The organism is Streptomyces sp. NPDC059092 (assembly GCF_042756365.1).
Classification (GTDB): Bacteria; Actinomycetota; Actinomycetes; order Streptomycetales; family Streptomycetaceae; genus Streptomyces.
Genome location: NZ_JBHZEJ010000003.1, coordinates 220514 through 247455 on the forward strand (window position 1 = coordinate 220514; position 26942 = coordinate 247455).

Sequence of the window (26942 nt, forward strand, 5' to 3'; positions counted from 1 at the left end):
CACGGGTCCCGGTCCTGGCAGGGCAGACCTGACAGGCCGGACCTGACAGGGCGGACCTGACAGGCCGGACCTGACAGGGCGGACCTGGCAGAGCAGGGCGGGTCGACGGGTCGTACGGGATGCTCCGTACGGCCCGTTCCGCGTGCCCGAGTGTGGTGTCTGAGCCAACAACCGTTCGTTTGAAGGCGAGTTGATCGACGGGCCGTTGATCGACGCCGCCCCCGCGGGCTACGTTCACCGCTGTGTGGTGGGCGGTGCTGGGCACGGTGGAGGTGCAGGTCGGTGGCCGGACGGTGGAGTTGGGGGGCGCCAAGCAACGGCGGGTGCTGACGGCGCTGTTGGTCGACGCCGGGAGCGTGGTCCCCGTGGCGCGGCTCGTGGACAGCGTGTGGGGAGACGACCCGCCGCCGTCCGCGGTCAGCACCCTGCGCTCCTACGTCGCCCATCTGCGGCGCGCGCTCGAACCGGACCGGCCACCGCGCGAGGCCGGGAAGGTACTGGTCAGTGTCGAGGCCGGGTACCGGCTGCGCGTCCTGCCCGAGCAGTACGACGCGGCGCGCTTCGGCACACTGGCGGAGGCGGGCCGGCTGCGGCTGGCCGCCGGCAGGCCGCTCGACGCCCTCGCCGAACTCGACCGGGCGCTGGCGCTCTGGCGCGGCGCGGCCTACGGGGAGTTCGGCAGGGAGCCGTTCGCCGCGCTGGAGGCCGACCGGCTGGAGGAGCTGCGGCTCACCGCGCAGGAGTGGCGCTGCGGGGCCCAGTTGGCGGCAGGGCGGCCCGAGTCCGCCGCCGCGGAGCTGCGTTCGCTGGTCGCGGCGGAACCGCTGCGTGAGCGGCGCTGGGAGCTGCTGGCGCTCGCCCTCTACCGGTCCGACCGGCAGGCCGACGCGCTGGCCGCGCTGCGTGACGCCCGCCGGATGCTCGACGAGCACCTCGGCGTGGAGCCGGGCCGGCGGCTGCGCCGACTGGAACAGGCCATTCTCCACCAGGACCCCGACCTGGATCTGACGCCGGGTCTCACCCCCGACGCGGCCCCGCCCGTACCGGAAGCGTCGCCGGTGCCGGACGCCGCGCCCGTCGCCGTCTCCGTCCCTGGTCCGGTGGGTGGCTCCGCGCTCGCCGGGCGGCAGGAGGTGCTGGCCGACGTGGACCGGGCGCTGGCGGCGCTGGCGGACGGCCGTGGCGGGCTGATGACGGTCACCGGGGAGCCGGGCATCGGCAAGACCCGGATCGCCGAGGCGGCGACCGCGCGGGCCGCCCTGGCCGGGATCACCGCCGTCGTCGGCCGCTGTCCCGACGGGGAGGGCGTGCCCGCCCTGTGGCCCTGGCTGGAGGTGCTGCGCGCCGCCGCGCCCGGTACGGCCACGGACGCCACCACCGGCCCCGGCGGCGGGCGCTCCGGGACCCCCGCGATGATGGTCGAACGGCTGGTCCGCGCGGCGCGGACGCGGCCCTTCCTGGTGGTCCTTGAGGACCTGCACTGGGCCGATCCCGACTCGGTGAGTGTGCTGCGCGTCCTGGCCACGATGGTGCCGGAACTGCCGCTCCTCGTCCTGGTCACCAGTCGTGAGGGCCCCGAACTCGACGACTCCGCCGCCTCCGTGGTGGCCAGGCTGACCGGTGACTGGGTGACCCGCCACCCGCTGGCCCGGCTCACCGAGGCGGAGGTGGCCCAGATGCTCGCCGCGCACACCGGCCCCGGTACGGATCCGCGGCTGGCCGCGGTCGTCCACCGGCGCTGCGGCGGTGTGCCCTTCCACGTCGCGGAACTGGCGAAGCTGCTGCCCGAGGCCGGAGCGGAGGCCGCGACGCTGGCGGACGCGCTGCCCGAGGGGACCCGGGACCTCATCCGGCACCGGCTGCGGCGCCTTCCCGAGGGCGCCGAGGACGCGCTGCGGGTCGCGGCCGTACTCGGCGAGCGCTTCGCCCTCGACGTGGTCGCGGAGGCGGCCGGCACGGGGACGGACCGGCTCCTGGACATCCTGGAGGCCGGGGTCGCGTGGGGTCTGGTCGTGGAGACCGGGCCCGTCGGCCACTACCGGTTCGGCCACGCCCTGATCCGCGACACGCTCCGCAACTCGCTCTCCCGGGTCCGCCGGGCGCGCCTGCACGCCCGCGTGGCCGACGCCCTGGAACGCCGGGTGGCCCGGGGCACCGGCGGAGCCACCGAACTGCTCGACGCGGTCGCGTTCCACCGGCTCGCCGCGGCCCCGGTCGGCCACGCCGAGCAGGCCCTCGCCGCCGTCACGGCCGCCGCGGAGCGGGCCGAGCGCGTCTACGCCCACCGGCACGCGGCCGGGCTCGTCGAGGCCGCGATCGGCGTCATCGACACGTACGCCGTCCCCACCAGCGCCGAGGAGACCCGGCGGCTCTTCGAACTGGTCCTGCGCTGGGGGCGGTTGTGCTGTCGCGGCGCCCTGCGCGCCGAATCGGTCCTGGCCCTGGACCGCGCCATCGGCCTCGCCCGTGAACTGGCCGACCCGGAGGCCCTGGCACGGGCCGCGACCGTTCACACCATCGAGACCTTCACTCCGGTACGGGAGTACGGCAGTTCGCACGACACCGTGCTGACGGCGCTGCGCGACGCCGTACACATGCTGCCCCCGAAGGATTCGCCGCTGCGCTGCCTGGCCCTCGCGGCGCTCGCGGCCGAACGGTACTTCGCCGGCGCGGGGGCCGCCGCCGCCACACCGGACTCCCCCGGCGCCGACGGGCTCGTGGCGAAGGCACGGCTCTCGGCGGAAGCGGTGGAGATGGCCCGCAGGCTCGGCGACGACACCTTGCTGCTCCGTGCGCTGCACCTGCGCCACCAGGCCGTACGCCATCCGGACACCCTCGCCGAGCGACAGCGCCTGGTAGAGGAGCAGCTGGACCTGGCCGGACGTCCCGGCGTGAGCCCCGACTGGATGCCCATGCTGCTCCTGCGCCGGGCCCTGACCCGGCTGGAAGCGGGTGACATGCCCGGCGCCCAGCGCGACATCGATGACTGCGCCGCCGCCAACCAGCGGGTCAGACTGCCCGAGATAGACGCCCATCTGCGCTGGTGGGCGGCGCTTCGCCACGGCCTGGCCGGGGACCTGCCGGCGGCGGAGCGGCTGGCGGGGCAGGCGTACCGGCACCACCAGCAGGCCGCCTGGGGCGCCGAGCCCGCGCTCTTCGCCCACCGGGTCTCCTGGCTGCTGGACGCGGACCGGTACGACGAGATGGAGTCGCTCGTCCTCGCGTCCCACCGCCCCGGCACCCCGATCACCCCGGAGCACCTCGGTCTCGTCCTCGCGCTCCAGGGCCGTCTGGCCGAGGCCGGTACGTACTGTCCGCCCGCCGAGGCGCTGCCCGAGCCGCCGCACGACTGGCTCTGGCTCCTCCAGATGGTCCTGCGCGCGTACACCTGGGCGCTCTGCGGTGACGTACGGTCCTGCCGGTGGGCGCTGGAGCGGCTGCTCCCGTACGCCGGGCGCGCCGTCACCACCGGTTCCGCGATGCTCTGCTGGGGCTCCATCGACCACTTCCTCGCCGAGGTCGCGGCGGTCGCGGGCGAGCGTACGGCGGCGGCAACGCTGATGCGCGGGGCGGTCCGGCACAACGGTGAACTCGGCTGCGTGCGCTGGGCGCAGCGCTCACGGCGCAGGCTGGCCGAGCTGACCGCCGCGCCCTGACCCGGCGTTCCGCCCTGACACCCTCCGGTCCCTTCAGCCGCGGACGCGCGGGAGGACCGGCGTCCGGTGAACGCGCACCGGACGCCGGTCCTCCTCCCCCCTTTCCCCCATCCCCCGTTCCCCCCGTTCCCCCTCGCCCGTCAGTTCCAGGGATTGGCGCTCTGGTCGTTGATCGCCGTCCAGAAGCGCACTCCGGTCGGAAGGGTTCCGGTGGCCCAGAGCGACCAGCCGCCCCCGTCGTGGAACTCGGCCATCCGCCAGCCGCCGCCGAAGTACGACTGGCAGACGGTGTCGGCCACGGTACGGCTGACCAGGTCGGCGCCGCGTACCGCGGGCGTGGCCCTGACCTCGCCCTTGGCCCAGCTGTGCGCCCCCGTGGCCGGGATGCCGGCCGGTGCCGCCCGGCCGTCCACGCGCAGACACAGCACCGGCAGCGAGGCGGCGGCCGGGGTGTCACCGTTGTACGGGTCCGAGCGCTCCTCGTCCCGGCCCACCTGTACCACCCCGTCGGAGCGCTGGTTGAGCACCGTCCAGGTCATCCCCGCGTGCGAGGCCGTGCCCTGGTACGTCTCCGCGAGACCGCCCGCCGCGGCGGCGGTGATGTTCCACTGCTGGTAGGCGCCGTCGTTGCAGGTGCTGTTCGGATAGATCTTCCAGCCGCTGAAGTTGGTCAGGGTGGTGTCCGCGCAGACGCCCGTCGCGACGTTCTTCAGCCGGACGCCGACCTCGCCGCCCGCCGGGGGCGCCGTCTGGAAGCGGGTGACGATCCACTGCTGGTGCGGGCCGCCGTTGCAGAGCAGGACGTAGATGCGGGAGCCGTTGTTGTCCAGGCACTCGCCGGGTGCGGCGAAGGCGCTGAGCTTGACGAACTTGTGGGAGGCGGGCATGCCGGGGACGGGCGAGAAGACCCATTCCAGGTCCTGGAGGAAGCCCGTACAGCGGGACGCCACCGTCTTCGCCTCGCCCTGCCCCTGGAGACACCCGTTGCTGTAGCCGTTGGTCAGCCTCGTCACGGAGGTGTCCGCGGCGGCGGGTCCCGGTGATGTCAGGAGGACCAGTCCGAGCGCCGCGAGCAGGGCCGGGAGCAGTCTCAGGGGGTGTGGGAACCGTGATCTCACAGCAGTCCGCCTCCGTCAGCCGAAGAGTGCGTTGAATGAGCTCAGCGGAATGTTCCACTGCTGGGACGTGGAGGTGTTGCTACAGGTGCTCGCGACGATCGCCCAGTCGGCGGCGGCGTCCGTGTCCATGCACTTCCTGCCGACGATGCTCTCCATCCGTACGCCCGCCATCCCCGCGGGCGGGGTACCGGGTTCGTAGCGCACGATCTGCCACATCCGCGTCGTTCCGCTGCCGGGGGCGCAGCCGGCCGACGACATGGTGAGGACGCCGTCCGAGACGGCGGGGCACGAGCCGTTGAAGGTGCTTCTGATGTAGCGGTACTCGATCGGGGCGGTGGCGATCGGGACGAGCGTCCAGTTCATCTCGCCCGATGTGCCGTAGCAGTCGCTGATCAGCGCACCGTCCTGGAGCCTGATGCACAGCGCGCTCCGCTGGTTGGTGAACTTCACCGCCGGGGGGTCGGCGGCGGCCGACGCGTGGGGTGCCGACACGACGGCCCCCAGGACGGCGGCGGCGATGACGCCGGCCCGCTTGACCAGTGACAGCAAGGAGAGCCTCCTCCGTGAGTGCGTGGTGGTGCGTACGTGGCCAACTGTGGCGGGCGGAGGTTGTGGCCCGGTGGGAACCCGATGGGGGCGTGGTGGGAAACGGATGGGAGCGTGGCGGGTGAGCCGAGTGGGCCCCGTCCCGGCCGACATCACCCGGCGGGCGGGGGGTGTGTCCTGTCGGCCGGCCGGGCCCGGAATGGCTACTTTCGGCCCATGCCTCCGTTTTCGCCGTTCTATGTACTGCGCAAGCTGCTGCGTGGGGGGCGTTGGCAGCGGCTGCACGTGAAGGCCTCCGCGTGGGCGCTCGTGGGGGTCGTCGTCGTCCTGGTGCTCGGCTCCTGGATCATCGTTCCGTTCGAGTCCTCGGCTCCCAAGGCGACCATCACCTCGTTCCCGCTCGCGCTGTGGTGGTCGGTCGAGACCGCCACCACCGTCGGGTACGGGGATCTGTATCCGGTGACCGTGCCAGGACGGGTCGTCGCCGGCGTCGTGATGCTCGTCGGGATCTCGGTCTTCAGCATCGTCACCGCGTCCCTCGCCACCTGGTTCGTCGGCAGCGCCGCGCGCCGTGCCCGCCGCGTGGCGAGGGCCCTTGAGCAGGTGGAGGCCGAAGGGCGGACGGACGCGGTACGGGAACTACGCTCCCTGCATCGGCGGTTCGACCGTCTCGAAGAACTCGTCGCCCGGGACAGGGGGCCGCGCCCCGGGCCGCCCGGCTCCCCGGCGCCGCCCGCCTGAGCGGAGCCGGCGTCAGATCCGCCGCCACGCCTCCAGCGCCAGGCCCGTCTCGTCCTTCTGCCGGGTGACGCGCAGGGCTCCGTCGAGTCCGAGGCAGGCCAGGACCACCCGTCCCGTACCGTCCAGGGCGAGCGCCGGGGCGCCCGCGCAGGGGTCGCCGGTGGGGGTCCAGTGCAGCCCCGCGTGCTCGTCCTCGGTGGGGTACGCGGCGACCTGGAGGCGGCCGTCGGGGCCGCGCCCGGCCAGGATCGTGCAGTCGTACCCGTCGACGGGCGTACGGAGCGGGGCGAGCGGGCCGGTGCCGGGGCCGCCGAGGGACGCGGGTGCGCTCCCCGGGCGCCAGGCGCGGACGGTGGAGTCGTCCGCGTCGCGCCAGAAGCGGGTGAGCCCGCCGGTGCCGGTGCGCTCGGCGGTGACCGTGCCGTGGGCGATGTCCGCCGCCGGTTCCTCCTCGGCGCGCTCCAGTTTCGCGTCGGGTCTGCCGCGCAGCCAGCGCACCGTGCCGCCGCCCGCGGGGACGAGGATGTCGATGGCCCCGCGGTCGGTGACGGCGGCGGAGGCCTCACCGGTCAGGGTGGTGTCCGCTGCGTTGGCGCCGCCCCAGGGCTGCCAGCGGCCGGTGGGCGACTGGTGCTTGGCGGAGAGGCCGCCGTTGGCGTTGCGTACGAACAGGTGCATCGAGCCGGTGGTGTCCAGGACGGCGGACGGCATGCCGATCCTGGCGCCCTTCGCGCGGTCCTTGCCGTGCGGATTGCCCACCGACTGCCAGTCCCGCAGCGGCCGGCCCGTCTGGAACTGGACGGCCTCGACGAGATCGCGCTCGGCGGCTCCCCCGGCGCCCGGCCGGTCCCGTACCCCCAGCAGATGGACGAAGCCCCCGGCGCTCTGCGCCACCGACACGTACGGCAGGAGCCCGGCGAGCGGCAGCGGTTCGGGGCCGTGCCAGTCGGGGCCGCCGGCCCGGGTCTCGGTCCAGCGGAGGACCGCGCCCGGGGTGGCGGCGTACGCCGTCAGTCTGCCGTCCTTGCCGCGCAGCAGCCAGCCGGTGGTCGGGGGGAGCGATGCCTCCGTGGCCGGCGCGGCGGGGGCGGGGTGCGGGTCGGTGACCGGCGGGGTGGCCGGCGCGATGTCCTCCCCGCCGTCCCCCGACCGTTTCGACGTCCGTCCGGACCTCGGTGCCATGGCCCGCCGCCACCTTCCCGAGCACGAGAAAACCCAGACGACGATAGTACGCGCGGGTGCGCGGCGGGAGCCGGTGGCCTCCCCCGCCCGGGGCCGCCCTGCCCGAATCCGCCCGGCTCGGCGGGCGGACGCCGCGCGGTGGCTGTGGCACGCTGCGATGGTGCTGAACAAGCTGATCGTCGACGCGGCGAATGTGGTCGGTTCCGTCCCCGACGGATGGTGGCGCGACCGGCGCGGGGCCACGGAACGGCTGCGTGACTCCCTCGTACCGTTCGCGGTGGACGGGGTGGCCGGGCAGCCCGGCCCCGTCGAGGTCGTGCTCGTCGTGGAGGGCGCGGCCCGGGGCGTCGAGTCGGTGCCGGGGGTACGGGTCGAACCGGCGGCCGGCAGCGGCGACGACCGGATCGTGGAACTCGTCGCGGGCGCGGCGCGGGACGGGGCCGGCTGTGTCGTGGTCACGGCGGACCGGGAGCTGCGGCTGCGGGTCGCGGCGTACGGGGCGCGGTGCGCGGGGCCGAGGACCGTACGGGAACCGCCGGACGAGCCCGCGTAGCGCGCGGGCCCGCCCGGGGTGTGTCCGGGGCTCGGCCGGGTGTCAGCGGGGCGTGTTGATGCGGCTGTGCCCGCGTCCGTACACGAAGTACACGACGCAGCCGATGACCATCCAGACGCCGAAGCGCAGCCAGGTCTCGGCGGGCAGGTTGAGCATCAGCCACAGGGAGGCCAGGACGGACGCGATGGGCACCCAGGGCACCAGCGGGGTGCGGAAGGAACGCGGCAGGTCCGGGCGCTTGCGGCGCAGGATGACGACGCCGAGCGCGACCACGATGAAGGCGAACAGGGTGCCGATGTTGACGAGCTCGGCCAGCTCCTCGATGGAGGTGAAGCCCGCGACGATCGCGACGATCAGCCCGAGGAGGAGGGTGGAGCGGTAGGGCGTGCCGAACTTCGGGTGGACGTGGGAGAAGGTCCTCGGGAGCAGTCCGTCCCGGCTCATCGCGAAGAAGACCCGGGTCTGGCCGAGCAGCAGGATCATGCAGACCGAGGTGAGTCCGACGGCCGCGCCGAAGCTGATCAGGCCGGCCCAGAAGGGGTGGCCGACGGCCTTGAACGCGTCGGCGAGCGGGGCGTCCACGGACAGTTCGCTGTAGTGCTGCATGCCGGTGACGACGAGCGACACGGCGACGTAGAGCACGGTGCAGATGAGGAGCGAGCCGAGGATGCCGCGCGGTACGTCGCGCTGCGGGTTGCGGGTCTCCTCGGCGGCGGTCGCGACGATGTCGAAGCCGATGAAGGCGAAGAAGACGACGGCTGCGGCGGTGAAGATCCCCATGACGCCGAAGTTGGTGGGGGTGTAGCCGGCCATGAGCTGGATGATCGGCGCGGTCAGTCCGCCACCGCCCTTGCTCTCCTCGGCCGGCGGGATGAACGGCTTGTAGTTGGCACCGTTGATGAAGAAGGCGCCGACGATGATCACGAGCAGGACGACGGTGACCTTGACGGCGACGATGACGCCGGTGATCCGCGAGGAGAGTTTCACCCCGGCGACGAGGATCGCGGTCAGGACGAGGACGAGCAGGAAGGCCAGGAGGTCGAAGCCGAACTTCCCGTTCTGGGTGCCGGACAGGTAGTCGGGCAGGCTCGCCCCGGCGTTGCCGAGCAGGGAGCGCACGTACCCGGACCAGCCGACGGCGACCACCGCGCAGCCGAGCGCGAGTTCCAGGACGAGGTCCCAGCCGATGATCCAGGCGGGCAGTTCGCCGAGGGAGGCGTACGAGAAGGTGTACGCGGATCCGGCGACCGGCACGGTCGAGGCGAACTCGGCGTAGCAGAGCGCGGCCAGCGCGCAGACGATGCCCGCGACGACGAAGCCGAGTGCGGTGGCGGGTCCCGCGGTCTGTTTGGCGACGACGCCGGTCAGCACGAAGATGCCGGTGCCGATGATCACTCCGACGCCGAAGACCGTCAGGTCGAGCGCGGAGAGGGTCTTCTTGAGCGCGTACTCGGGCTCTTCGGTGTCGCGGATCGACTGTTCTACGTTTTTTGTACGGAAAAGCCCACTTTGGGCCGGTCCCGGGTCCTGCTGCGTACTCACCGGCGTACCTCCGTGTGCGCGTTCATCCGGCAATGATCGAGAGGCTGCGGGCCCCGGGTACCCGGTGTCGGCGCAATTCACACGGATGGGCCGTTGGGCCCCCCCAGGCACGGTGGTGGCAACCGCCCCATAGCGCCAAAAGGCGCGGAGGGGGGCGGACCCCGCAGCGGGGGCGGGGGCCGGGGGTGTCAGTCGCGCGGGGTGTCAGTCGCGGGCGACCTCGGCGGGCGCGTCGGCCAGCCGGCCGTCGAGCTTCGCGACCAGACCGGTGACCTGGCGGGCGATGTCCGGCGCGGTCAGCCCGATCTCGGCCATGACCTCCTTGCGGGAGGCGTGGTCGAGGAAGCGCGGCGGAATACCGAAGTCCCGCAGCGGTACGTCGACCCCGGCGTCCCGCAGCGCCTGCGCGACGGCCGAGCCGACGCCGCCGACGCGGCCGTTGTCCTCGACGGTGACGACGACGCGGTGCTGCTCGGCGAGCGGGGCGAGCGCCTCGTCCACCGGTTTGACCCAGCGCGGGTCGACGACCGTCGTCGTGATGCCCTGCTTGTCCAGGAGCGCGGCGATCTCCAGGCACATCGGGGCGAGCGCGCCGACGGAGACGAGCAGCACATCGGCCGTGCCCCCCTCGGGCCTGCGCAGCACGTCCATGCCGCCGATCCGGCCGAGGGCGGCGACGGCCGGGCCGACCGCGCCCTTGGAGTAGCGGACCACGGTCGGGGCGTCCTCGACCGCGACGGCCTCGCGGAGCTGGGCGCGTACCTGGTCGGCGTCGCGGGGGGCCGCGATCCGCAGTCCTGGCACGCACTGGAGCATCGACATGTCCCACATGCCGTTGTGCGAGGCGCCGTCGGTGCCGGTGACCCCGGCCCGGTCCAGGACGAACGTCACTCCGCAGCGGTGCAGGGCGACATCCATCAGGACCTGGTCGAAGGCGCGGTTGAGGAAGGTCGCGTAGAGGGCGAAGACCGGGTGCGCCCCGCCGGTGGCGAGGCCCGCCGCGGAGACCGCGCCGTGCTGCTCGGCGATGCCGACGTCGTAGACGCGGTCGGGGAACGCCTTCGCGAACTTCTCCAGGCCGACGGGCTGGAGCATGGCGGCGGTGATCGCGACGATGTCCTCGCGCTCGTGGCCGAGCTTGACCATCTCCTCGCCGAAGACCGAGGTCCAGTCCATACCGCCGGCGGCGATGGGCAGCCCGGTGTCGGGATGGATGGGCCCGATGCCGTGGAAGTGGTCGGCCTCGTCCTGCTCGGCCGGCTCGTAGCCGCGGCCCTTCTCCGTGATGCAGTGCACGATGACCGGGCCGCCGAAGCGCTTGGCGCGCAGCAGCGCGGACTCCAGGGCCTCGATGTCGTGGCCGTCGATGGGTCCGACGTACTTGAGGCCGAGGTCCTCGAACATGCCCTGCGGGGCGATGAAGTCCTTGAGACCCTTCTTGGCGCCGTGCAGCGTGTCGTACAGGGGGCGGCCGACGACCGGGGTGCGCTCCAGGAGGTCCTTGCCGCGGGCCAGGAAGCGCTCGTATCCGTCGGTGGTCCGCAGGGTCGCCAGGTGGGTCGCGAGGCCGCCGATGGTCGGCGCGTACGACCGCTCGTTGTCGTTGACGACGATGACGAGGGGGCGGTCCTTGGCGGCGGCGATGTTGTTCAGCGCCTCCCAGGCCATGCCGCCGGTGAGGGCGCCGTCCCCGATCACCGCGACGACGTGGTCGTCCTTCCGCAGGACCTCGTTGGCCTTGGCGAGGCCGTCGGCCCAGCCCAGGACGGTGGAGGCGTGGGAGTTCTCGATGATGTCGTGGTCGGACTCGGCGCGGGAGGGGTAGCCGGAGAGGCCGCCCTTGCTCCGCAGCTTCGAGAAGTCCTGACGCCCGGTGAGCAGCTTGTGCACGTACGACTGGTGACCCGTGTCGAAGAGGACCTTGTCCTTCGGGGAGTCGTACACACGGTGCAGGGCGATGGTCAGCTCGACGACTCCGAGGTTGGGGCCGAGGTGGCCGCCGGTCTTGGAGACCGCGTCCACGAGAAACGAGCGGATCTCGCCGGCCAGCTCCTGAAGCTGCTCCGGGCCCAGCCGGTCCAGATCGCGCGGTCCCCTGATGCGGGTCAGCATCGTCACCCGTGCCTCCTTGCGCCTATGTGTATGAGCCGTCAAGCCCCTGCCGATCCGCAGAGTCTAATGTTCCGCTCGGGCGGACGGATCGCGGGCGGTGCATTCCGCGTCACCCGTTCGGCCGCATACACGTCATATCGGTACGTCGTATCGGCGCACCCTCGACGCGTGGACATGACGCCGCCCGGCACCCGGTGGTCGGCCGGGTGCCGGGCGGTGTCGCGTACGTACCGCCGGGTCAGGCGCGGCCCGCGGTCTTCTGGGTCTTGCGGGTGACGGCGTCGATGACGACGGTCGCCAGGAGCACCGCACCGGTGATCATGAACTGGATCGCCGAGGCGATGCCCTGGAGGGCCAGGCCGTACTGGATGGAGACGATCACCAGCACACCGAGCAGCGCGTTCCACGTGCGGCCCCGGCCGCCGAAGAGGCTGGTGCCGCCGATGACGGCCGCCGCGATCGCGTTCATCAGCAGGTCGCCGCTGCCCGCACCCTGGTTGGCCGAGGCGATCTTGGAGGCGATGAAGAGGCCGCCGACCGCCGCGAACGTACCGGCGATCGAGAAGACCGAGATCCGGATCAGGGTGACGTTGATGCCCGCGCGGCGGGATGCCTCGACGCTGCCGCCGAGGGCGAAGACCTTCCGGCCGTACGAGGTGCGGCGCAGCACGAAGTCGGTGACGACGAGCACCAGGAGGAAGATCACGACCGCCAGGGGCAGGCCCTTGTACTGGTTGTAGAGGATCGCCACACCGAAGGAGAGGACGGCGAGCAGTCCGCTGCGCAGCAGGATCTCGCTGAGCGGGCGGGACGGGACCCCGGCCGCCTCGCGCCGGCGGTTGTCGAGGAACGCCGTGAGGAAGTACGCGGCGACCGCGACGACGGCGAGACCGTAGGCTGCCGCGACATCGGTGAAGTAGTAGCTGGTGAGCTGGGCGACCACGCCCTCGGAGTCGAGGTTGATCGTGCCGTTGCTGCCGAGGATCTGGAGCATGAAGCCGGACCAGAAGAGCAGCCCCGCCAGGGTGACGGCGAACGCGGGGGCGCCGACGCGGGCGAAGAAGAAGCCGTGGATCGCGCCGATGACCGCGCCGCTGAGGATGGCGACGATCAGGGCCAGCCACTCGTTCATCCCGTGCGTGACGCTCAGTACGGCGACGACGGCCCCGGACACGCCACTGACCGAGCCGACCGAGAGGTCGATCTCGCCGAGCAGCAGGACGAAGACGATCCCGACGGAGATCATTCCGGTGCCGACCATGGCGACGGAGATGTCGGAGAGGTTGCCCGCGGTGAGGAAGTTCGAGTTGAGGCTCTGGAAGATGGCCCAGATCACGATGAGGCCGATGACGACCGGTATGGAGCCCAGGTCGCCGGCGCGTATCTTCCGCTTGAACTCGGTCAGGTAGCCGGCGAAGCCCTGTTCGCGTACGAGCAGCCGGGGGTCGACCGCGGTGACCGCGCCGTCCGCGGCGGGCGGGGCGTCGACCGGGGCCGCGGCCTGGGCGGGGACCTGCGCGTCGGCGCTCTTGGCGAGCGACGGGGAGGTCTTGTCCGTACTCACTTCTGAACCTCCACGTTGCGCGAAGCGCGGCGGGTCACGGCGTTGTCCGTGGCGCCGGTGATGGCGGCGATGATCTCCTCCTGCGAGGTGCTCGCGACATCGAAGACCCCGTTGTTGCTGCCGAGCCTGAGTACGGCGACCCGGTCGGCGACGGCCTTGACGTCCGCCATGTTGTGACTGATGAGGAGGACGGCGAGGCCGCGCTCCCGGAGCCGCTCGACGAGGTCGAGGACCTGGGCGGTCTGTTCGACACCGAGGGCGGCGGTCGGCTCGTCGAGGATGACGAGCTTGGGCTCGCCGAGCATGGAACGGGCGATCGCCACGGTCTGGCGCTGGCCGCCGGAGAGCGAGGCGATCGGGATACGGACGCTGGGGATCCGGATCGACAGCGTTGTCAGCAGCTCGCGCGCGCGGCGCTCCATCTCGACCTCGTCGAGCACGCCCCAACTGCGCAGCTCACGGCCGAGGTAGAGGTTTCCGACGACATCGATGTTGTCGCAGAGCGCGAGGTCCTGGTAGACGGTCGCGATGCCCAGGTTCTGGGCGTCGTGCGGCCGGCCGATCGAGACGGGCCCGCCTTCCCACTCGATGACGCCGTCATCGATGGGGTGGACGCCGGCGATGGTCTTCACCAGCGTGGATTTCCCGGCGCCGTTGTCGCCCACGAGGGCGACCACCTCGCCGGAGTGGACCTCAAGCTCTACGTCGGTGAGCGCCTGGACGGCACCGAACCGCTTGGAGACCCCTCGCAACGCCAGCACGGGCGTAGCGGTCACATGAACCATCTCCTTCGCCGCCTGACCGGCGGGGATGCCGCGCCGGGGGGAGGCGCGGAGGTCGAGCACAGAGAACGGGGGGAGCCGGCCGGGCGAGCGCACGGGGCGCGTTGCCCGGCGGGCGGAACAACCCGCGACGGCGGCCGGGGACGACGGCCGTCGCGGGTCCGTCCGGCGCCCCGCCCTGGCTGCGGGGCGTTGACGGGCGGAGCGCCGGACAGGTGTACGGACCGGGCCTTTCTCAGGCCGGTCGGCCTGTGTCAGACCGGTCGGCCGGTCTCAGACCGGTCGGTCTACTTGACGCCGATCGCGTCGCAGCCGGCCTTGTACTTGGTGGTGCAGATCTCGGCGGCCGTGTAGATGCCTTCCTTGATCACGGTGTCGTTGATGTTGTCCTTGGTCAGCGAGACGACCGGGACGAGCACCGTCGGGACGCCCTTGGTGGTGGGGCTGTCCACCGTGGTCTTGGCGATGGAGTCGAGCTTCTCGCCCTTGGCGAGCGCGACGGCCATCTCGGCCGCGATCTCGGCCTCCTGCGGGTAGGACTTGTAGACGCTCATGAACTGCTCACCGGAGACGATGCGCTGCACGCCGGCGAGTTCGGCGTCCTGTCCGGTGACCGGCGGGAGCTTGCTGAAGCCGCCGCTCTTGAGAGCCGTGATGATGCCGCCCGCCATGCTGTCGTTGGCGGAGTAGACACCGATGATCTTGTCCTTGCCCAGCGCGGAGATGGCGCCTTCCATGTTGGCGTTGGCGTTCTCCGGCTTCCACTCCTTGGTGTCGTACGACTTGCCGATGTTCACCTTGCCGTCGAGGACGGAGAGCGCGCCCTTCTTGAACAGGGCGGCGTTCGGGTCGGTGCTGGCGCCGTTCATCATGACGATGTCGCCGGACTTCGCCTTGTCCCCCAGCTCGTCCAGGAGCGCCTTGCCCTGGACCCTGCCGACCTCCTCGTTGTCGAAGGAGGTGTACGCGTCGATCGGGCCCTCGGCGAGCCGGTCGTAGGCCACGACCGGTATGCCGGCCTCCTTGGCCTTCTTGACCGAGCTGGCGATGGCCTTCGAGTCGACCGCGTCGACGACCAGCACGCTCACCTTGTTGGTGATCATGGTTTCGACCTGCTGGCTCTGCGTCGTGGCGTCCTGCTTGGCGTTGGCGTAGACGACCTTGCCGGTGCCGTCGGTCAGCTCGCTGACCTTCTTCTCGATCAGCGGCTTGTCGAACTTCTCGTACCGGGCCGTCTGATTCTCCGGCAGGAGCAGCCCGACGGTGATCGGGCCCTTCTTCTCCGCCGTGGACGCTTCGGCCTTGTCTCCGGACTCCTTCGCGCTGCCGCAGGCGGCGAGGGAGACGGCCATCGCGGTGGCGACGGTGGCCACGGCGGCGCGACGCATCTTTGCGTTCACTTCAAAAACCTCCCTGACGAGGCCGCGTCGTTGCGGCCGAGGTGGCTGGAAGTCAACTCTTGTCCGTTGTCGGCGTCAAGGAGTAAATCCTTAACGAGATGACAACGGTGCCATCCGTTATCTAAGTGAAGGCGGGAGCCGATACGGAAGAGGTGGCGGGCGTGGCGGCCGGAAGAGGGCTCTCCAGCAGGGTCGAATCGCCCATCTCGCTCAGTACGAGCGCCAGCGCCCCCAGCACCTCGGCCCGGCCCCCGAGCGCCCCGGGGAGCACGGAGAGCTGCCGCGCGGCGCTCGGGATGGCGTACCGCGAGACGGACTCCCGTATCGGCGCGAGCACCAGCTCCCCGGCCTCCGCCAGGTCGCCGCCCAGCACCACACGGCTGGGGTTCAGGAGGTTGCAGAGGTTGGCGACGCCGCTGCCGACGTGGCGGCCGACGTCCGCGATCACCCGGCGGCAGCCGGGGTCGCCCTCGCGGGCGAGCTGGACGACGCGCTCCATGGTCAGGTCGGCGCCGTGGCTGGAGTGGAGCAGGGGCAGTACGTAGCGGGTCGCCGCGAAGGTCTCCAGGCAGCCGCGGTTCCCGCAGCGGCAGACGGGGCCCGACTCGTCCAGCGTGATGTGCCCGATCTCGCCCGCCGTGCCGCCGGGGCCGCGGTAGATCTGGCCCTCGATGACCAGACCGGCGCCGACGCCGCTGCCGACCTTGATGTACGCCAGGTCGCTGACCCCGCGCCCGCTCCCCCAGACCAGCTCGCCGAGAGCGCCGAGGTTGGCGTCGTTGTCGACGTACACCGGTACGCCCAGACGCCGGGCCAGCTCGTCGCCGGGGTTGATGCCGGTCCAGCCCGGCAGGATCGAGGTGGAGCCGAGGGTGCCCGATTCGACGTCGATGGGGCCCGGTACCCCGAGCCCCACACCGATCACCTTCTGACGGCTGACACCGGTCGCCACGATCAGCCGCTCGACCAGTTCCTCGGCGCGGCCGAAGCCGTGCGCGGACGAGGCGTCCACGTCGAGGGGCTCCGACTCCTCGGCGAGCACCTGGTGGGCGAGGTTGCCGACCGCCACGCGCAGGTGCGTATGGCCGAAATCCACCCCGACGACGACGCCCGCGTCCCCGCTGAGGGAGACGCTGCGGGCCCGGCGGCCCCCGGCCGAGGTGGGGGTGACCTGGACCGTTCCGCCGTCCTTCAGCTCACGGACGATATTGGAGACCGTGGCCGCCGACAGTCCGGTGCTCCGTGCGATCTCCGCCTGGGTGAGAGAACCGGCCATGCGCACCGCGCGCACGACCCGTTCGAGGTTGGCCCGGTGCAGAGAAGACTGCGACCCTGGAGTCCTCACGACTCATCCACTCCTGCCCTGGGCGGACGGCACGACGACCGCCGCCGGCCGGGGTCGCGCCCATGAGACCCCGACGTATCTCCAACTTGTGAACCCTAAGCTCAGCTTTCGGGCCCGCCCCCGTCAAGACCTTGAGCAAGGTGAACGCGCCGAACCGCCCGTCGGAGAGCCTGGACGGGCGGTTGGTCCATACCTTCGGTGCCCGAACGGGCACCCTGGCGCCGTACGGGGCGCCGTGCTACTTGAGCGCTCCCGCCGTCAGTCCGGCGACGACCTGCCGCTGGAAGACGATGTACGCGGCGAGCACCGGCAGCATCGCCATCACCAGGCCGGCGAAGAGCCCCGACCAGTCGCCCTTGTACCCCTGGCTGACCGCGAGCTGCACCAGCCCCTGGGAGAGGACCTTGCGGTCCGGGTCGGTGTTGAGCACCGTGGGCAGCAGGTACTGGTTCCACTGCCCGAGGAAGTTGAAGATGCCGACGCTGATCAGCCCGGGCTTGGCCATCGGCAGCATCACCTGGAAGAACGTCCGGGTGTGCGAGGCGCCGTCGATGAGCGCGGCTTCCGCGACCGAGGTGGGCAGCGTTCTGAAGAAGGAGGTCAGGAAGAAGACCGTGAACGGCAGCGAGTAGGCGATGTAGACCAGGATCAGGCCGTGGATGGAGTTGAGCAGGCCCAGATTGTTCATGACGTAGAACAACGGGACCAGCGCCAGGATGATCGGGAAGCTCATCCCGCCGATGAACAGGTAGTAGATGAAGCGGTTGCCCGGGAACTCGAAGCGGGCCAGGACGTACGCGGCCATCGAGCCGAAGAGCAGCGTGCCGGCCAGCGAACCGGCCACCACCAGGATGGTGTTGAGGAAGTACTCGCTCATGTGCGCCTGGGTCCAGGCACGGGACCAGTTCTCGAAGTGCAGCCGGTCCGGCAGCGCCCAGGGGCTGGTGAAGATGGACCGGTCGTCCTTGAAGGACGTCATGACCGCCCAGAGCAGGGGCATGGCGACCAGGAACGCCCAGATGACGAGGACGCCGTGGGAGAAGACGTTGAGGACGCCGCCCGCGGCGCTCTCCTTCTCAGGGCGCGCGTCGGTCTTGGTCACGGCGGTCCTGGCCACGGGGTCCGCCGCGGGGGGCAGATCGGCCGGCGGAGGGGTGTCGGTGGTCTTCATCAGTACTCCAGCCGCTCACGTCGGCCCAGCCGCATCACGAGGGCGGCGAAGGCCAGCGTGACGATGAGCAGGGCGACACCGATCGTGGTCGCATAGCCCGCCTGACCGTCACGGAACGCCTTCTGGTAGACGAGCAGGGTCAGGACATTGGTGGAATCGGCGGGCCCACCGGGGCCCACGGTCATGATCTGGACGACCGCGAAGGACTCCGCGCCGAGCGCGAGGATGCCCATGTAGACCCAGCCGGACTGCACGGTGTCCCAGAGCAGCGGCAGGGTGATGCGGAAGAAGGTCGTGACCCGGCTCGCGCCGTCCAGCAGCGCCGCCTCGTAGAAGTCCTTGGGGATGGAGGCCATGCCCGCGGAGAAGAGGACCACGAAGAAGCCGGTCGTACTCCAGACGAGGACGGCCATCACGCACCACAGCGCGAGGTTCGGATCGCCGAGCCAGTCGGGCTTCACGCTGTCCAGACCGACCGCGGAGAGCGCCGAGTTGATGGCGCCGCTGTTCGGGTTGTACGCGAACTGGAAGAGTAGCGCGACGATCGCGATCGAGAGCACCTGCGGGAAGAAGTACACGATCTTGTAGAAGGACGAGCCGCGGACGCCCGAGACGGCCGCGCCCTTTCGGCCGCGCCCGCCGACGTTCAGCATGAACGCGAAGAACAGCGCCAGGCCGAGTACGACCACGGGTAGCAGCAGCGCGAAGAGCAGGCTGTGCCGGAGCGAGCTCCAGAAGGTGCTGTCGTCGAGCATCCGGCTGTAGTTGTCGAAGCCGACCATCGAGAAGTCGGGGCTCAGACCGGTCCAGTCCGTGAACGAGTAGTAGATGGACTGGACGAATGGCCAAATGACGAAAAGCGCGTACAGCGCCAGGGGGAATACCAGAAACCCCACGATGAAACGGTACTTGCCGTGCTGCATGTCTCCCGACCCCGAATCTCCGGCGGGTGTCGCCGTGCCGCTCTGGGAGCCCGTACGACGGGCCGTGACCCGGAGGCCCCTGATACGCGGGGCCTCCGGACGTTACCGTGCCGCTGCGTGCTACTGGTGCTTGTAGTGCTTGATGGAGCTGTCCTTGGCCGTGGCGTCCGCGAACTCCTGGCACTTCTTGACCGCCTCGGCCGGCGTCATGCGCCCGGCCATCAGCTCGCCGAGCACGCCCACCCCGATCTTCTGCTTCTGCAGCTCCACATACCAGTCCTGGAGCCGCGGGTTGAGCACGTTGTCACCCGCTTTGGCGAGTACGTCGACACCGGACTGGAGCGCGGTGGAGAGGGTGAGGCCGTCGGTGCCGCCGTTGTAGGCGGTCAGGGACTTCACCTTGGAGGTGAAGTTCTTCGAGGACCCCTCGCTCAGCATGATGCGGAGCTGCTCCATGCCGCCGTCGGGGTTCTTGGCGTTCGCGGGCACGATGAACGGCTCGCCGCCGGAGGCCCAGAGCGCGCCGAACGGCAGCTTGTCCGAACTGTCCAGGCCGGACGGCGCGGCCACCTTCATCTGGAAGTCCTTCGGCGTGGTCTTCGCCGCCTCGTTCTCCACCCAGGAGCCGTTGGGGATGAAGAGCGCCTTGCCCTCGGTCCACGCGGTCTGCGACTGGATGTGGTCGAGTCCGGGCGTGCCCTGGAGGATGTAGCCCTTCTTGAACAGCTCGAAGTACGCCTCGAACGCGGACTTCACGGCCGGGTGCTTCCAGGCGTTCGGCTCCAGGTTGTCGATGGCGTCCAGGACCTCACGGCCGCCGATCTTCCCGATGAACGGGTAGAGCGAGAAGGGGAGGTAGTACGGGTACTTGCCGGCGTACGTCCATCCGGCGATGCCCTTCTTCTTGGCCTTCTCGCAGAGGGCCAGCATCCCGTCCCAGTCCTCGGGGTACTCGGCGTCCAGCTTGTCGAGCGCGGTCTGCGAGTACCACACGCCGTACACCGTGTACGCGTAGTACATGATCCACACGGGGTCGCCGTCGAGCCGGCCCATCTCCAGGACGCCGGGCCGCAGCGTGTCGCGCACCTTCTTGGCCGGGTCGTCGTACGACGGGGCGTCCATCAGCGGTGTCAGGTCGGTGAGCTGCTTCTTCCCGGCGAGGACGCCCATGTCCATCTGCTCGGCGCCGGAGTTGTCGATCAGGTCGGGCGGGGTGCCGCCGTTGAAGCGCGGCTGCAGCTCGGACTGGATCTTCTCGGTGGCGCCGAACTTCACCTCCGCCTCGGGGAAGGCCGTCCGGTACTGCTGGACGGCGTCCTTGGCGTACTGCGTACCGAATCCGCCGTTGAACAGGACGAAGTCGAGCGGCGCGCTCTCGTTCACCCCGAGCGGGTTCTTCTGGGACGTCTTGCCCTTCTCGACCTTCTTGTCGCTGCCGCTGTCGCTGCTCGCGCACGAGGCGAGGAAGCTCATCGTCGGGACGGTGATCAGGCCGATCGCGGCGGACCGCTTGATCACATCACGACGGCCGAGGCCCGCGTTGTCGTTCCGAGCGGAGGTGGATCCCATGCTCAAGTCCTCGCCTTCTCCAGGACTCAGGCGGTGTACCGGTCGCCCGTCCTTGTCACCTGAGGAGAAGGGCTCCGCCACCGCGGTCGAATGAAGCTGGGTCGTGCAGGAATGTGGTGCTCGATCATGTTCGGCCATCAGGGGCGGACGCCGACAGGTATAGTCCATTTCCTGTCAACTGAGCAAGATCAAAAGGGAGTTTGGGCGGCAGTCTTTCCCTAGTTGAGACCTGCCGGATATCCGCACCGGTCGACCGTCGCTCTTGACCGCACCGGCCCTTCCCACACGTCCACTTCCGGACACGCCGTTGCTACAACACCCTTGACACCACTGTGCACTTGCCTCCTACTGGACCCTGCGCCTCTGGTTTGACAACGTTGTCCAGCTCGGTACGCAGGAGGAAAGCTCGGTATGCAGCTCGGTATGCGGCTCAATCCCGGACTCCGTCCCCGACCATGGCATTCGGCCGCCCTGGTGGCGGCTGCCTCACTGCTCGTCGTGACGGCCCAGTCCGCCACCGCGGCACAAACCGCCCCACCACGTGCGACGTCGGCGGAAAGACAATTCACGTCCTCGTTCGAACAGGAGGAATCCCCTCCGGACTGGCGCAACACCGTCGATGTGGGCCCGGGCGGCGAGAAGCGGTCCTCCGGTGTCGACGGCGGCCTCGCGGGCGGCATCCCGGGCAATGTCACCGACCGGGTGGTGGATCTCCGCGCGAGCGGGGAGAACACCGGCGGCGGCGAGACCAAGGAGAACCTGGTCGACGTGCGGTCCGCCACGAAGTGGCTGGCGTTCACGTCCACCGCCTGGGTCGAGTTCGACCTTGACGAGCCGGTCAAGGTCCTCACGTACGCGCTGACCTCGGCCAACGACCACGCGGAGCGCGACCCCCGGGACTGGAAGCTCCAGGGCTCAGCCGACGGCAAGGAGTGGAAGGACCTGGACACCCGCACGGGCCAGACCTTCCCGGAGCGCTTCAGGACGGCCAGTTTCGACATCGATACGGCTGCGGTCGGCGCGTACCGGCACTACCGGCTGGACATCACGGCGAACAACGGCGCCTCCGACGCCGTCCAGTTGGCCGATGTCCAGTTCTCCGACGGCAGTACGAGCACCCCCGCGCCCCAGGACATGCGCACCCAGGTCGACCGCGGTCCCGTCGGCTCCCCCACCGCCAAGTCCGGTGCGGGTTTCACCGGGAAGCGGGCCCTGAAGTACGCGGGCACGCACCGGGCGGAGGGGCGCGCCTACTCGTACAACAAGATCTTCGACGTGAATGTGGCCGTACGGCGTGACACCGCGCTCTCGTACCGGATCCACCCCTCGATGACCGGTACGGATCTGAACTACCCCGCCACGAACGTGTCGGTGGACCTCGCCTTCACCGACGGCACCTATCTGAGCGACCTGAACGCGCGCGACTCCCACGGCGGGGCGCTGACCCCGCAGGGCCAGGGCGACGCCAAGCGGCTCTACGTCAACCAGTGGAACCAGGTGGACGCCCGGATCGGCCAGGTCGCCCAGGGCAGGACCGTCGACCGGATCCTGATCGCGTACGACTCCCGTACGGGCCCCGGGGAGTTCGAGGGGTGGATCGACGACATCACCCTGGCACCCAGGGCGGCCGAGAAGCCGCTCTCCCGCCTCTCCGACTACGCCTCCACCACGCGCGGCACCAACTCCAGCGGCTCGTTCTCGCGCGGCAACACCTTCCCCGCGACGGCCGTACCGAACGGGTTCAACTTCTGGACGCCGGTGACCAACGCCGGCTCGTCGAGCTGGCTCTACGAGTACAGCCGCGGCAACAACGCCGACAACCTGCCCACCCTCCAGGCGTTCGCCGCGAGCCACGAGCCGAGCCCGTGGATGGGTGACCGGCAGACCTTCCAGCTCATGCCGTCGGTGGCCGAGGGGACCCCGAACGCCTCCCGCACGGCGCGCGCGCTGCCCTTCCGGCACGAGAACGAGACCGCGAAGCCGCACCGGTACGGGGTGACCTTCGAGAACGGTCTGAAGACCGAGATGGTCCCGACCGACCACGCGGCGATGGTGCGCACCACCTATCCGGGTGACAACGCGAGCATGATCCTCGACAACGTCTCCAACGCGGGCGGGCTCACCCTCGATCCGGAGACCCGCTCCTTCACGGCGTACTCCGACGTACGGAGCGGACTGTCGACCGGCGCGACCCGCCTCTTCGTGTACGGCGTCTTCGACGCGCCGGTCACGGCCGGCGGCAAGCTGGCCGGCGGCGGGGGCGCGGACGTCACCGGCTACCTGCGCTTCGACGCCGGCGCCGACCGTACCGTCACCCTGCGCCTGGCGACCTCGCTGATCAGCCTCGACCAGGCGAAGAAGAACCTCGCCGAGGAGATCCCGGCGTCCACCCGCTTCGAGCGGGTCGAGGACCGGGCGCAGCGCGCCTGGGACGACATCCTGGGCCGGGTGCGGGTGGAGGGCGCGGACCACGACCAGCTCACCACGCTCTACTCCAGCCTCTACCGGCTCTACCTCTACCCCAACTCCGGTTTCGAGAACACCGGTTCGGCCGCGCGGCCGAAGCAGCAGTACGCGAGCCCCTTCTCGCCGAAGACCGGGACGGACACCCCGACGCAAACGGGCGCGAAGATCGTCGACGGTGAGGTGTACGTCAACAACGGGTTCTGGGACACGTACCGGACGACGTGGCCCGCGTACTCCTTCCTCACCCCGAAGAAGGCGGGGTCCCTCGTCGACGGCTTCGTCCAGCAGTACAAGGACGGCGGCTGGATCTCCCGCTGGTCCTCCCCCGGCTACGCCGACCTGATGACCGGCACCAGTTCGGACGTGGCCTTCGCGGACGCGTACGTCAAGGGGGTCGGTTTCGACGCGGAGGCGGCGTACGAGGCGGCCCTGAAGAACGCGACGGTGGCGCCGCCGAGCGCGGGCGTGGGCCGCAAGGGCACGGAGACGTCGCCGTTCCTCGGCTACGCCTCCACGGAGACCCACGAGGGCCTGTCCTGGTCGCTGGAGGGCTACCTCAACGACTACGGCATCGCGAAGATGGGCGAGGCGCTCCACAAGAAGACGGGGAAGGCCCGGTACAAGGAGGAGTCCGCGTACTTCCTCAACCGGGCGCGGAACTACGTCTCGCTCTTCGACAAGCAGGCGGGCTTCTTCCAGGGCCGGAACCTGAAGGGCGACTGGCGGGTCCCGTCGGAGAAGTTCGACCCGAGGGTCTGGGGCTACGACTACACGGAGACGAACGCGTGGGGTTACGCGTTCACGGCCGTTCAGGACTCGCGCGGGCTGGCCAACCTGTACGGCGGGCGCACGGGCCTCGCGCAGAAGCTGGACACGTACTTCGCGACGCCGGAGACGGCCGAGGCGGAGTTCAAGGGGTCGTACGGCGGCGTCATCCATGAGATGACGGAGGCGCGCGACGTACGGATGGGCATGTACGGCCACTCCAACCAGGTCGCCCACCACGTCACGTACATGTACGACGCGGCGGCGCAGCCGTGGAAGACGCAGGAGAAGGTCCGCGAGGTGCTGGGCCGGCTCTACACCGGCAGCGAGATAGGCCAGGGTTACCACGGTGACGAGGACAACGGCGAGCAGTCGGGGTGGTACCTCTTCTCGGCGCTCGGCTTCTATCCGCTGGTGATGGGCAGTGGGGAGTACGCGGTCGGCTCACCGCTGTTCACGAAGGCGACCGTACGGATGGACAACGGGCGCACCCTGGTCGTCAAGGCGCCGAAGAACAGCGAGAAGAACATCTACGTGCAGGGCCTGAAGGTCAACGGGAAGAGCTGGAACTCGACGGCGCTGCCGCACGACGTGCTGGCGCGGGGCGGCACGGTGGAGTTCGCGATGGGCCCGAAGCCCTCGTCCTGGGGCACGGGCAAGGGCAAGGGAGCGGGCAGCGGCGCCGATGCCAAGGGCCGGGACGCGGCGCCGGTCTCGATCACGCGGGACGACAAGGTGCCGTCACCGCGTACCGACGCCCTGACGGGGGCGGGTCCGCTCTTCGACAACACCTCGCGCACGGAGGCGCCGGTGGAGTCGGTGGAGCTGCCGGTCGCGTCGGCGACGAAGGCGGTCCAGTACACGCTGACGTCGGCCGCGGCCGGCAAGGCGCCGACGGGGTGGACGTTGCAGGGATCCACGGACGGTACGACGTGGCGCACCCTGGACACCCGGTCGAAGGAGTCCTTCGCCTGGGACCGGCAGACCCGTGTCTTCACGGTGGCGAAGCCGGGGACGTACACGAAGTACCGCCTGGTGAGCGACGCGCCGGCGGCCCTGGCGGAGGTGGAGCTGCTGCGCTGACGGCTCAGCTCCGCGGCGGGGGCGGGTCACCGGCGAAGGCCGGGTGGCCCGCCCCCTGCCTTTCTGTGGTGCGGCGGCACGCCGGTCACTGCGGCCGGGCCGCCGCCAGATCGCGCTGGACGCGGTCGCGCAGGGCGGTCGCCCGGGGGTCGTCGTAGCCGTCGAGGAGACCCAGCGCCTCCGTCCAGTGACGCGCCGCCGTCGCCGGATCGTCGCCGAGCCGGGTGGCCGCGAGCCCGTCCAGGGCCTGCGCCTCGTCCCAGGTGTCTCCCAGGTCCCGGTGGGCCATGGCGGCCAGCCGGTGGAAGTGCGCGGCCTCCTCGCCCCGGTCGAGCCGGCCGTACGTGAGGGCCGCGCCGTGCCAGGCCTGGGCTTCCCGGCTGCGGTTGCCGAGGCGGCGGTGGAGCGTCGCGGAGCGCTGGTACGACTCCAGGGCGTCCGCGAGCGCGCCGCTCACGCGCTGGGCGTCGCCCAGCGGCAGGAGCCAGTAGCCCTCCAGCCGGTGGTCGCGCAGCGTGAGGGCGATGTCGACGGCGGCCCGGGCGGACCCGAGGGCCTTCTCCGTCTCCCCCTGCTCGCACTCGATCTGGCTCAGGAGGCGCAGGATGTTGCCCTCGCCCCGCTGGTTCTCCAGGGAGCGGTGGGCCTCCAGCGCCTGCTGGGTGACGGTGGCGGCCTCCGGGAGCCGGCCTGCCCCGTAGTGGGTGCTGGCGAGGTTGGAGAGCGTGGTGGCCGCCCAGTGGGCGGAGCCCTGTTCGTGGAAGACGGCGATGGCCTGTGCGAAGTGGTCCGCCGCCTCCGTCAGTTGACGGTTGCGGAGGTGGAACAGGCCGATCAGGTTGAGCGAGTGGGCCTCGCCGAGCCTGTCCCCCAGCTCACGCCAGATCAGCAGGGCGCTCCGGTGGCTCTCATGGCTCTCGGCGAGCTGGTTGGTACGGGCGTAGCCCATGCCGAGTTCGGTGAGGAGCAGCGCCTCCCCCGCGCGCTCGCCCAGCCGCTGTGCGGCGGCCAGGCCGATCCGGCCGACGGCCGGCCAGTCCGCCGTCGGGGCTGAGGGGTACCGCGCGTTCGCCAGTACGCCGGCGAGTCGCCAGGCGCGATCGTCGTGTCCGGCGGAGGCGGCGGTGCGTACGGCCTGGAGCAGGTTGGTGTGTTCGCGCTCCGCCCAGTCCACCGCGGCGTCGTAGTCCGTGAAGGTCCCCGGCCGCGCGCCGGCGGTGGGCGGGGCTAGGTCCAGGTGGGGTTCCGCCGGGCTGATCCAGCTCTGGGCGGCGTCGGCGGTGTGCAGATACCAGTCCAGCACGCGGTGGAGCGCGGCGTCCCGCTCCGCGGCCGGCTCCTCCTGCGTCGCCTGGTCGGTGGCGTAGGCGCGCAGGAGGTCGTGGAACTGGTAGCGGTCGGGGCCGGTCTGCTCCAGCAGGTGGGCGCCGACGAGGGAGTCCAGCAGTTGGCGGCTGCGGCCGGGGGTCAGCGCGCTGAGCGCTGCGGCGGCGTGCAGGCCGAACTCGGGTCCCGGGTGGAGGCCGAGCAGCCGGAACAGACGGGCCGCCTGGTCGGGCAGGGCGCGGTAGGACCACGCGAAGACCGTACGGACCGCTTCGGCCTCCTCGTCGTCGCCGGTGGAGAGGGCGTCCCACAGGGCGCTCTCGTCCCGCAGGTCGGCGATCAGGTCGTCGAGCCGCATGTGCGGGTGGCTCGCGGCGCGTTCGGCGGCGATCCGCAGCGCCAGGGGCAGCCGGGCGCAGAGTTCGGCCAGCTCGGTGAGCTTGTCCGCGTCGTCCTCCGGCCGGTATCCGGCGGTGACCGCGCGGAGGAGGGCGACGGCCTCCGGCTGGGGCAGGGTGCCCAGCGTCAGCCGGCGCGCCCCGTCGCGGACGGCCAGCCCGGAGAGTCTGCTGCGGCTGGTCACGACCACGAGGCAGTCCTTGCTGCCGGGGAGCAGCGGGCGGACCTGGGCGACCGTGGCGGCGTTGTCGAGGATGATCAGTATCCGCCGGTCGGCCAGGAGGGAGCGGTACAGCGCGGCGGCGGCGTCGGGATCCTGCGGCACCGAGGAGGGGCGTACGCCGAGCGCGGGCAGGAACCGGTGCAGCGCCTCCTGGGCGGTGACCGGCTCCCCCGGGTCGTAGCCGCGCAGATTGACGTAAAGCTGCCCGTCTGGGAAGCGCTCCTGGACCTGATGGGCCCAGCGCAGCGCGAGCGAGGTCTTTCCCGCACCGGCGGTACCCGCGATGACGCAGACCGAGATGACCAGCGGCCGGCCGGCCTCGTCGGCCAACACGGCGTTCAACTGGTCGAGTTCGTCCGTACGGTTGACGAATTGCCTTACATCTGCGGGGAGTTGCCGTGGGGTGTGATTCGAGGAGCCGTCATCCGCCGGCGCGCCGCGGTCGTGGAAATGAATTCCACCGCTGACGCTTCCCG

General features: G+C 70.9%; 17 protein-coding genes. 4 read left to right on the forward strand and 13 right to left on the reverse strand.

The window, feature by feature from the left end:
• The first annotated feature begins 242 nt into the window (after window positions 1–242).
• Complete coding sequence (locus ACFXPL_RS03535; protein WP_384911749.1) at window positions 243–3656, forward strand: BTAD domain-containing putative transcriptional regulator; 3414 nt, start codon at window positions 243–245, stop codon at window positions 3654–3656.
• A gap of 140 nt (window positions 3657–3796) precedes the next feature.
• Here ACFXPL_RS03535 and ACFXPL_RS03540 read toward each other — a convergent pair whose 3' ends face one another.
• Both ACFXPL_RS03540 and ACFXPL_RS03545 read right to left on the reverse strand, forming a co-directional pair.
• Window positions 3797–4774: a hypothetical protein gene (locus ACFXPL_RS03540; RefSeq protein ID WP_384911752.1), complete on the reverse strand. Its 978-nt coding sequence runs from the start codon at window positions 4772–4774 to the stop codon at window positions 3797–3799.
• A 15-nt stretch (window positions 4775–4789) separates the two neighbouring features.
• Window positions 4790–5323, reverse strand: a complete 534-nt coding sequence (locus ACFXPL_RS03545) for a hypothetical protein (RefSeq protein ID WP_384911755.1) — start codon at window positions 5321–5323, stop codon at window positions 4790–4792.
• A 213-nt stretch (window positions 5324–5536) separates the two neighbouring features.
• Between ACFXPL_RS03545 and ACFXPL_RS03550 the strand changes: the two genes are divergently transcribed.
• Window positions 5537–6061 carry a potassium channel family protein gene (locus ACFXPL_RS03550; protein ID WP_384911758.1) on the forward strand — a complete coding sequence of 175 codons (525 nt, stop codon included), beginning with the start codon at window positions 5537–5539 and terminating at the stop codon, window positions 6059–6061.
• Window positions 6062–6073: 12 nt separating this feature from the next.
• Here ACFXPL_RS03550 and ACFXPL_RS03555 read toward each other — a convergent pair whose 3' ends face one another.
• Window positions 6074–7243, reverse strand: coding sequence for a hypothetical protein (locus ACFXPL_RS03555; RefSeq protein WP_384911760.1), 1170 nt, complete (start codon window positions 7241–7243; stop codon window positions 6074–6076).
• Between the two features lie 157 nt (window positions 7244–7400).
• On the opposite strand from ACFXPL_RS03555, the gene ACFXPL_RS03560 reads away from it, so the two are divergent.
• Window positions 7401–7796, forward strand: a complete 396-nt coding sequence (locus tag ACFXPL_RS03560) for an NTP pyrophosphohydrolase (protein WP_384911764.1) — start codon at window positions 7401–7403, stop codon at window positions 7794–7796.
• A gap of 42 nt (window positions 7797–7838) precedes the next feature.
• On the opposite strand, the gene ACFXPL_RS03565 is transcribed toward ACFXPL_RS03560, so the two are convergent.
• The 9 genes from ACFXPL_RS03565 to ngcE all read right to left on the reverse strand — a co-directional run bounded on the left by ACFXPL_RS03565 (window position 7839) and on the right by ngcE (window position 20204).
• A complete protein-coding gene (locus ACFXPL_RS03565; protein WP_384911766.1) occupies window positions 7839–9338 on the reverse strand; it encodes an amino acid permease in 1500 nt (499 codons plus the stop codon).
• Window positions 9339–9542: 204 nt separating this feature from the next.
• Window positions 9543–11450: a 1-deoxy-D-xylulose-5-phosphate synthase gene (gene dxs / locus ACFXPL_RS03570; protein WP_384911840.1), complete on the reverse strand. Its 1908-nt coding sequence runs from the start codon at window positions 11448–11450 to the stop codon at window positions 9543–9545.
• Window positions 11451–11688: 238 nt separating this feature from the next.
• Window positions 11689–13014, reverse strand: coding sequence for a sugar ABC transporter permease (locus tag ACFXPL_RS03575; protein ID WP_384911769.1), 1326 nt, complete (start codon window positions 13012–13014; stop codon window positions 11689–11691).
• The gene (locus tag ACFXPL_RS03580) at window positions 13011–13799 is read right to left on the reverse strand and encodes an ATP-binding cassette domain-containing protein (protein WP_384911772.1); all 789 of its coding nucleotides are present in this window, start codon (window positions 13797–13799) and stop codon (window positions 13011–13013) included. The genes ACFXPL_RS03575 and ACFXPL_RS03580 overlap by 4 nt, the downstream gene beginning before the upstream one ends.
• A gap of 284 nt (window positions 13800–14083) precedes the next feature.
• Window positions 14084–15184 carry a sugar ABC transporter substrate-binding protein gene (locus tag ACFXPL_RS03585; RefSeq protein WP_384911842.1) on the reverse strand — a complete coding sequence of 367 codons (1101 nt, stop codon included), beginning with the start codon at window positions 15182–15184 and terminating at the stop codon, window positions 14084–14086.
• 133 nt (window positions 15185–15317) lie between these two features.
• Window positions 15318–16541 (reverse strand): ROK family protein, encoded by a 1224-nt coding sequence (locus tag ACFXPL_RS03590; RefSeq protein WP_384911775.1) that lies wholly within the window; start codon window positions 16539–16541, stop codon window positions 15318–15320.
• A 238-nt stretch (window positions 16542–16779) separates the two neighbouring features.
• A complete protein-coding gene (locus tag ACFXPL_RS03595; protein ID WP_384911778.1) occupies window positions 16780–17712 on the reverse strand; it encodes a carbohydrate ABC transporter permease in 933 nt (310 codons plus the stop codon).
• The gene (locus ACFXPL_RS03600) at window positions 17712–18635 is read right to left on the reverse strand and encodes a carbohydrate ABC transporter permease (RefSeq protein ID WP_384911781.1); all 924 of its coding nucleotides are present in this window, start codon (window positions 18633–18635) and stop codon (window positions 17712–17714) included. The genes ACFXPL_RS03595 and ACFXPL_RS03600 overlap by 1 nt, the downstream gene beginning before the upstream one ends.
• A 120-nt stretch (window positions 18636–18755) precedes the next feature.
• Window positions 18756–20204: an N-acetylglucosamine/diacetylchitobiose ABC transporter substrate-binding protein gene (gene ngcE / locus ACFXPL_RS03605; RefSeq protein ID WP_384911785.1), complete on the reverse strand. Its 1449-nt coding sequence runs from the start codon at window positions 20202–20204 to the stop codon at window positions 18756–18758.
• 411 nt (window positions 20205–20615) lie between these two features.
• On the opposite strand from ngcE, the gene ACFXPL_RS03610 reads away from it, so the two are divergent.
• Window positions 20616–24518, forward strand: a complete 3903-nt coding sequence (locus tag ACFXPL_RS03610; protein ID WP_384911788.1) for a GH92 family glycosyl hydrolase — start codon at window positions 20616–20618, stop codon at window positions 24516–24518.
• Between the two features lie 85 nt (window positions 24519–24603).
• Here the strand turns inward: ACFXPL_RS03610 and ACFXPL_RS03615 are convergent, their stop codons facing one another.
• Entirely contained in the window at window positions 24604–26922 is a 2319-nt protein-coding gene (locus ACFXPL_RS03615) for an ATP-binding protein (protein WP_384911845.1), read from the reverse strand.
• Window positions 26923–26942 lie beyond the last annotated feature (20 nt).

Coding starts and splice junctions, on each gene's coding strand:
- ACFXPL_RS03560 (WP_384911764.1), top strand. CDS start 7,401: ATGGTGCTGAACAAGCTGATCGTCGACGCGGCGAATGTGGTCGGTTCC.
- ngcE (WP_384911785.1), bottom strand. CDS start 20,204: ATGGGATCCACCTCCGCTCGGAACGACAACGCGGGCCTCGGCCGTCGT.
- ACFXPL_RS03610 (WP_384911788.1), top strand. CDS start 20,616: ATGCAGCTCGGTATGCGGCTCAATCCCGGACTCCGTCCCCGACCATGG.
- ACFXPL_RS03600 (WP_384911781.1), bottom strand. CDS start 18,635: ATGCAGCACGGCAAGTACCGTTTCATCGTGGGGTTTCTGGTATTCCCC.
- ACFXPL_RS03585 (WP_384911842.1), bottom strand. CDS start 15,184: ATGCGTCGCGCCGCCGTGGCCACCGTCGCCACCGCGATGGCCGTCTCC.
- ACFXPL_RS03595 (WP_384911778.1), bottom strand. CDS start 17,712: ATGAAGACCACCGACACCCCTCCGCCGGCCGATCTGCCCCCCGCGGCG.
- ACFXPL_RS03550 (WP_384911758.1), top strand. CDS start 5,537: ATGCCTCCGTTTTCGCCGTTCTATGTACTGCGCAAGCTGCTGCGTGGG.
- ACFXPL_RS03555 (WP_384911760.1), bottom strand. CDS start 7,243: ATGGCACCGAGGTCCGGACGGACGTCGAAACGGTCGGGGGACGGCGGG.
- dxs (WP_384911840.1), bottom strand. CDS start 11,450: ATGCTGACCCGCATCAGGGGACCGCGCGATCTGGACCGGCTGGGCCCG.
- ACFXPL_RS03580 (WP_384911772.1), bottom strand. CDS start 13,799: ATGGTTCATGTGACCGCTACGCCCGTGCTGGCGTTGCGAGGGGTCTCC.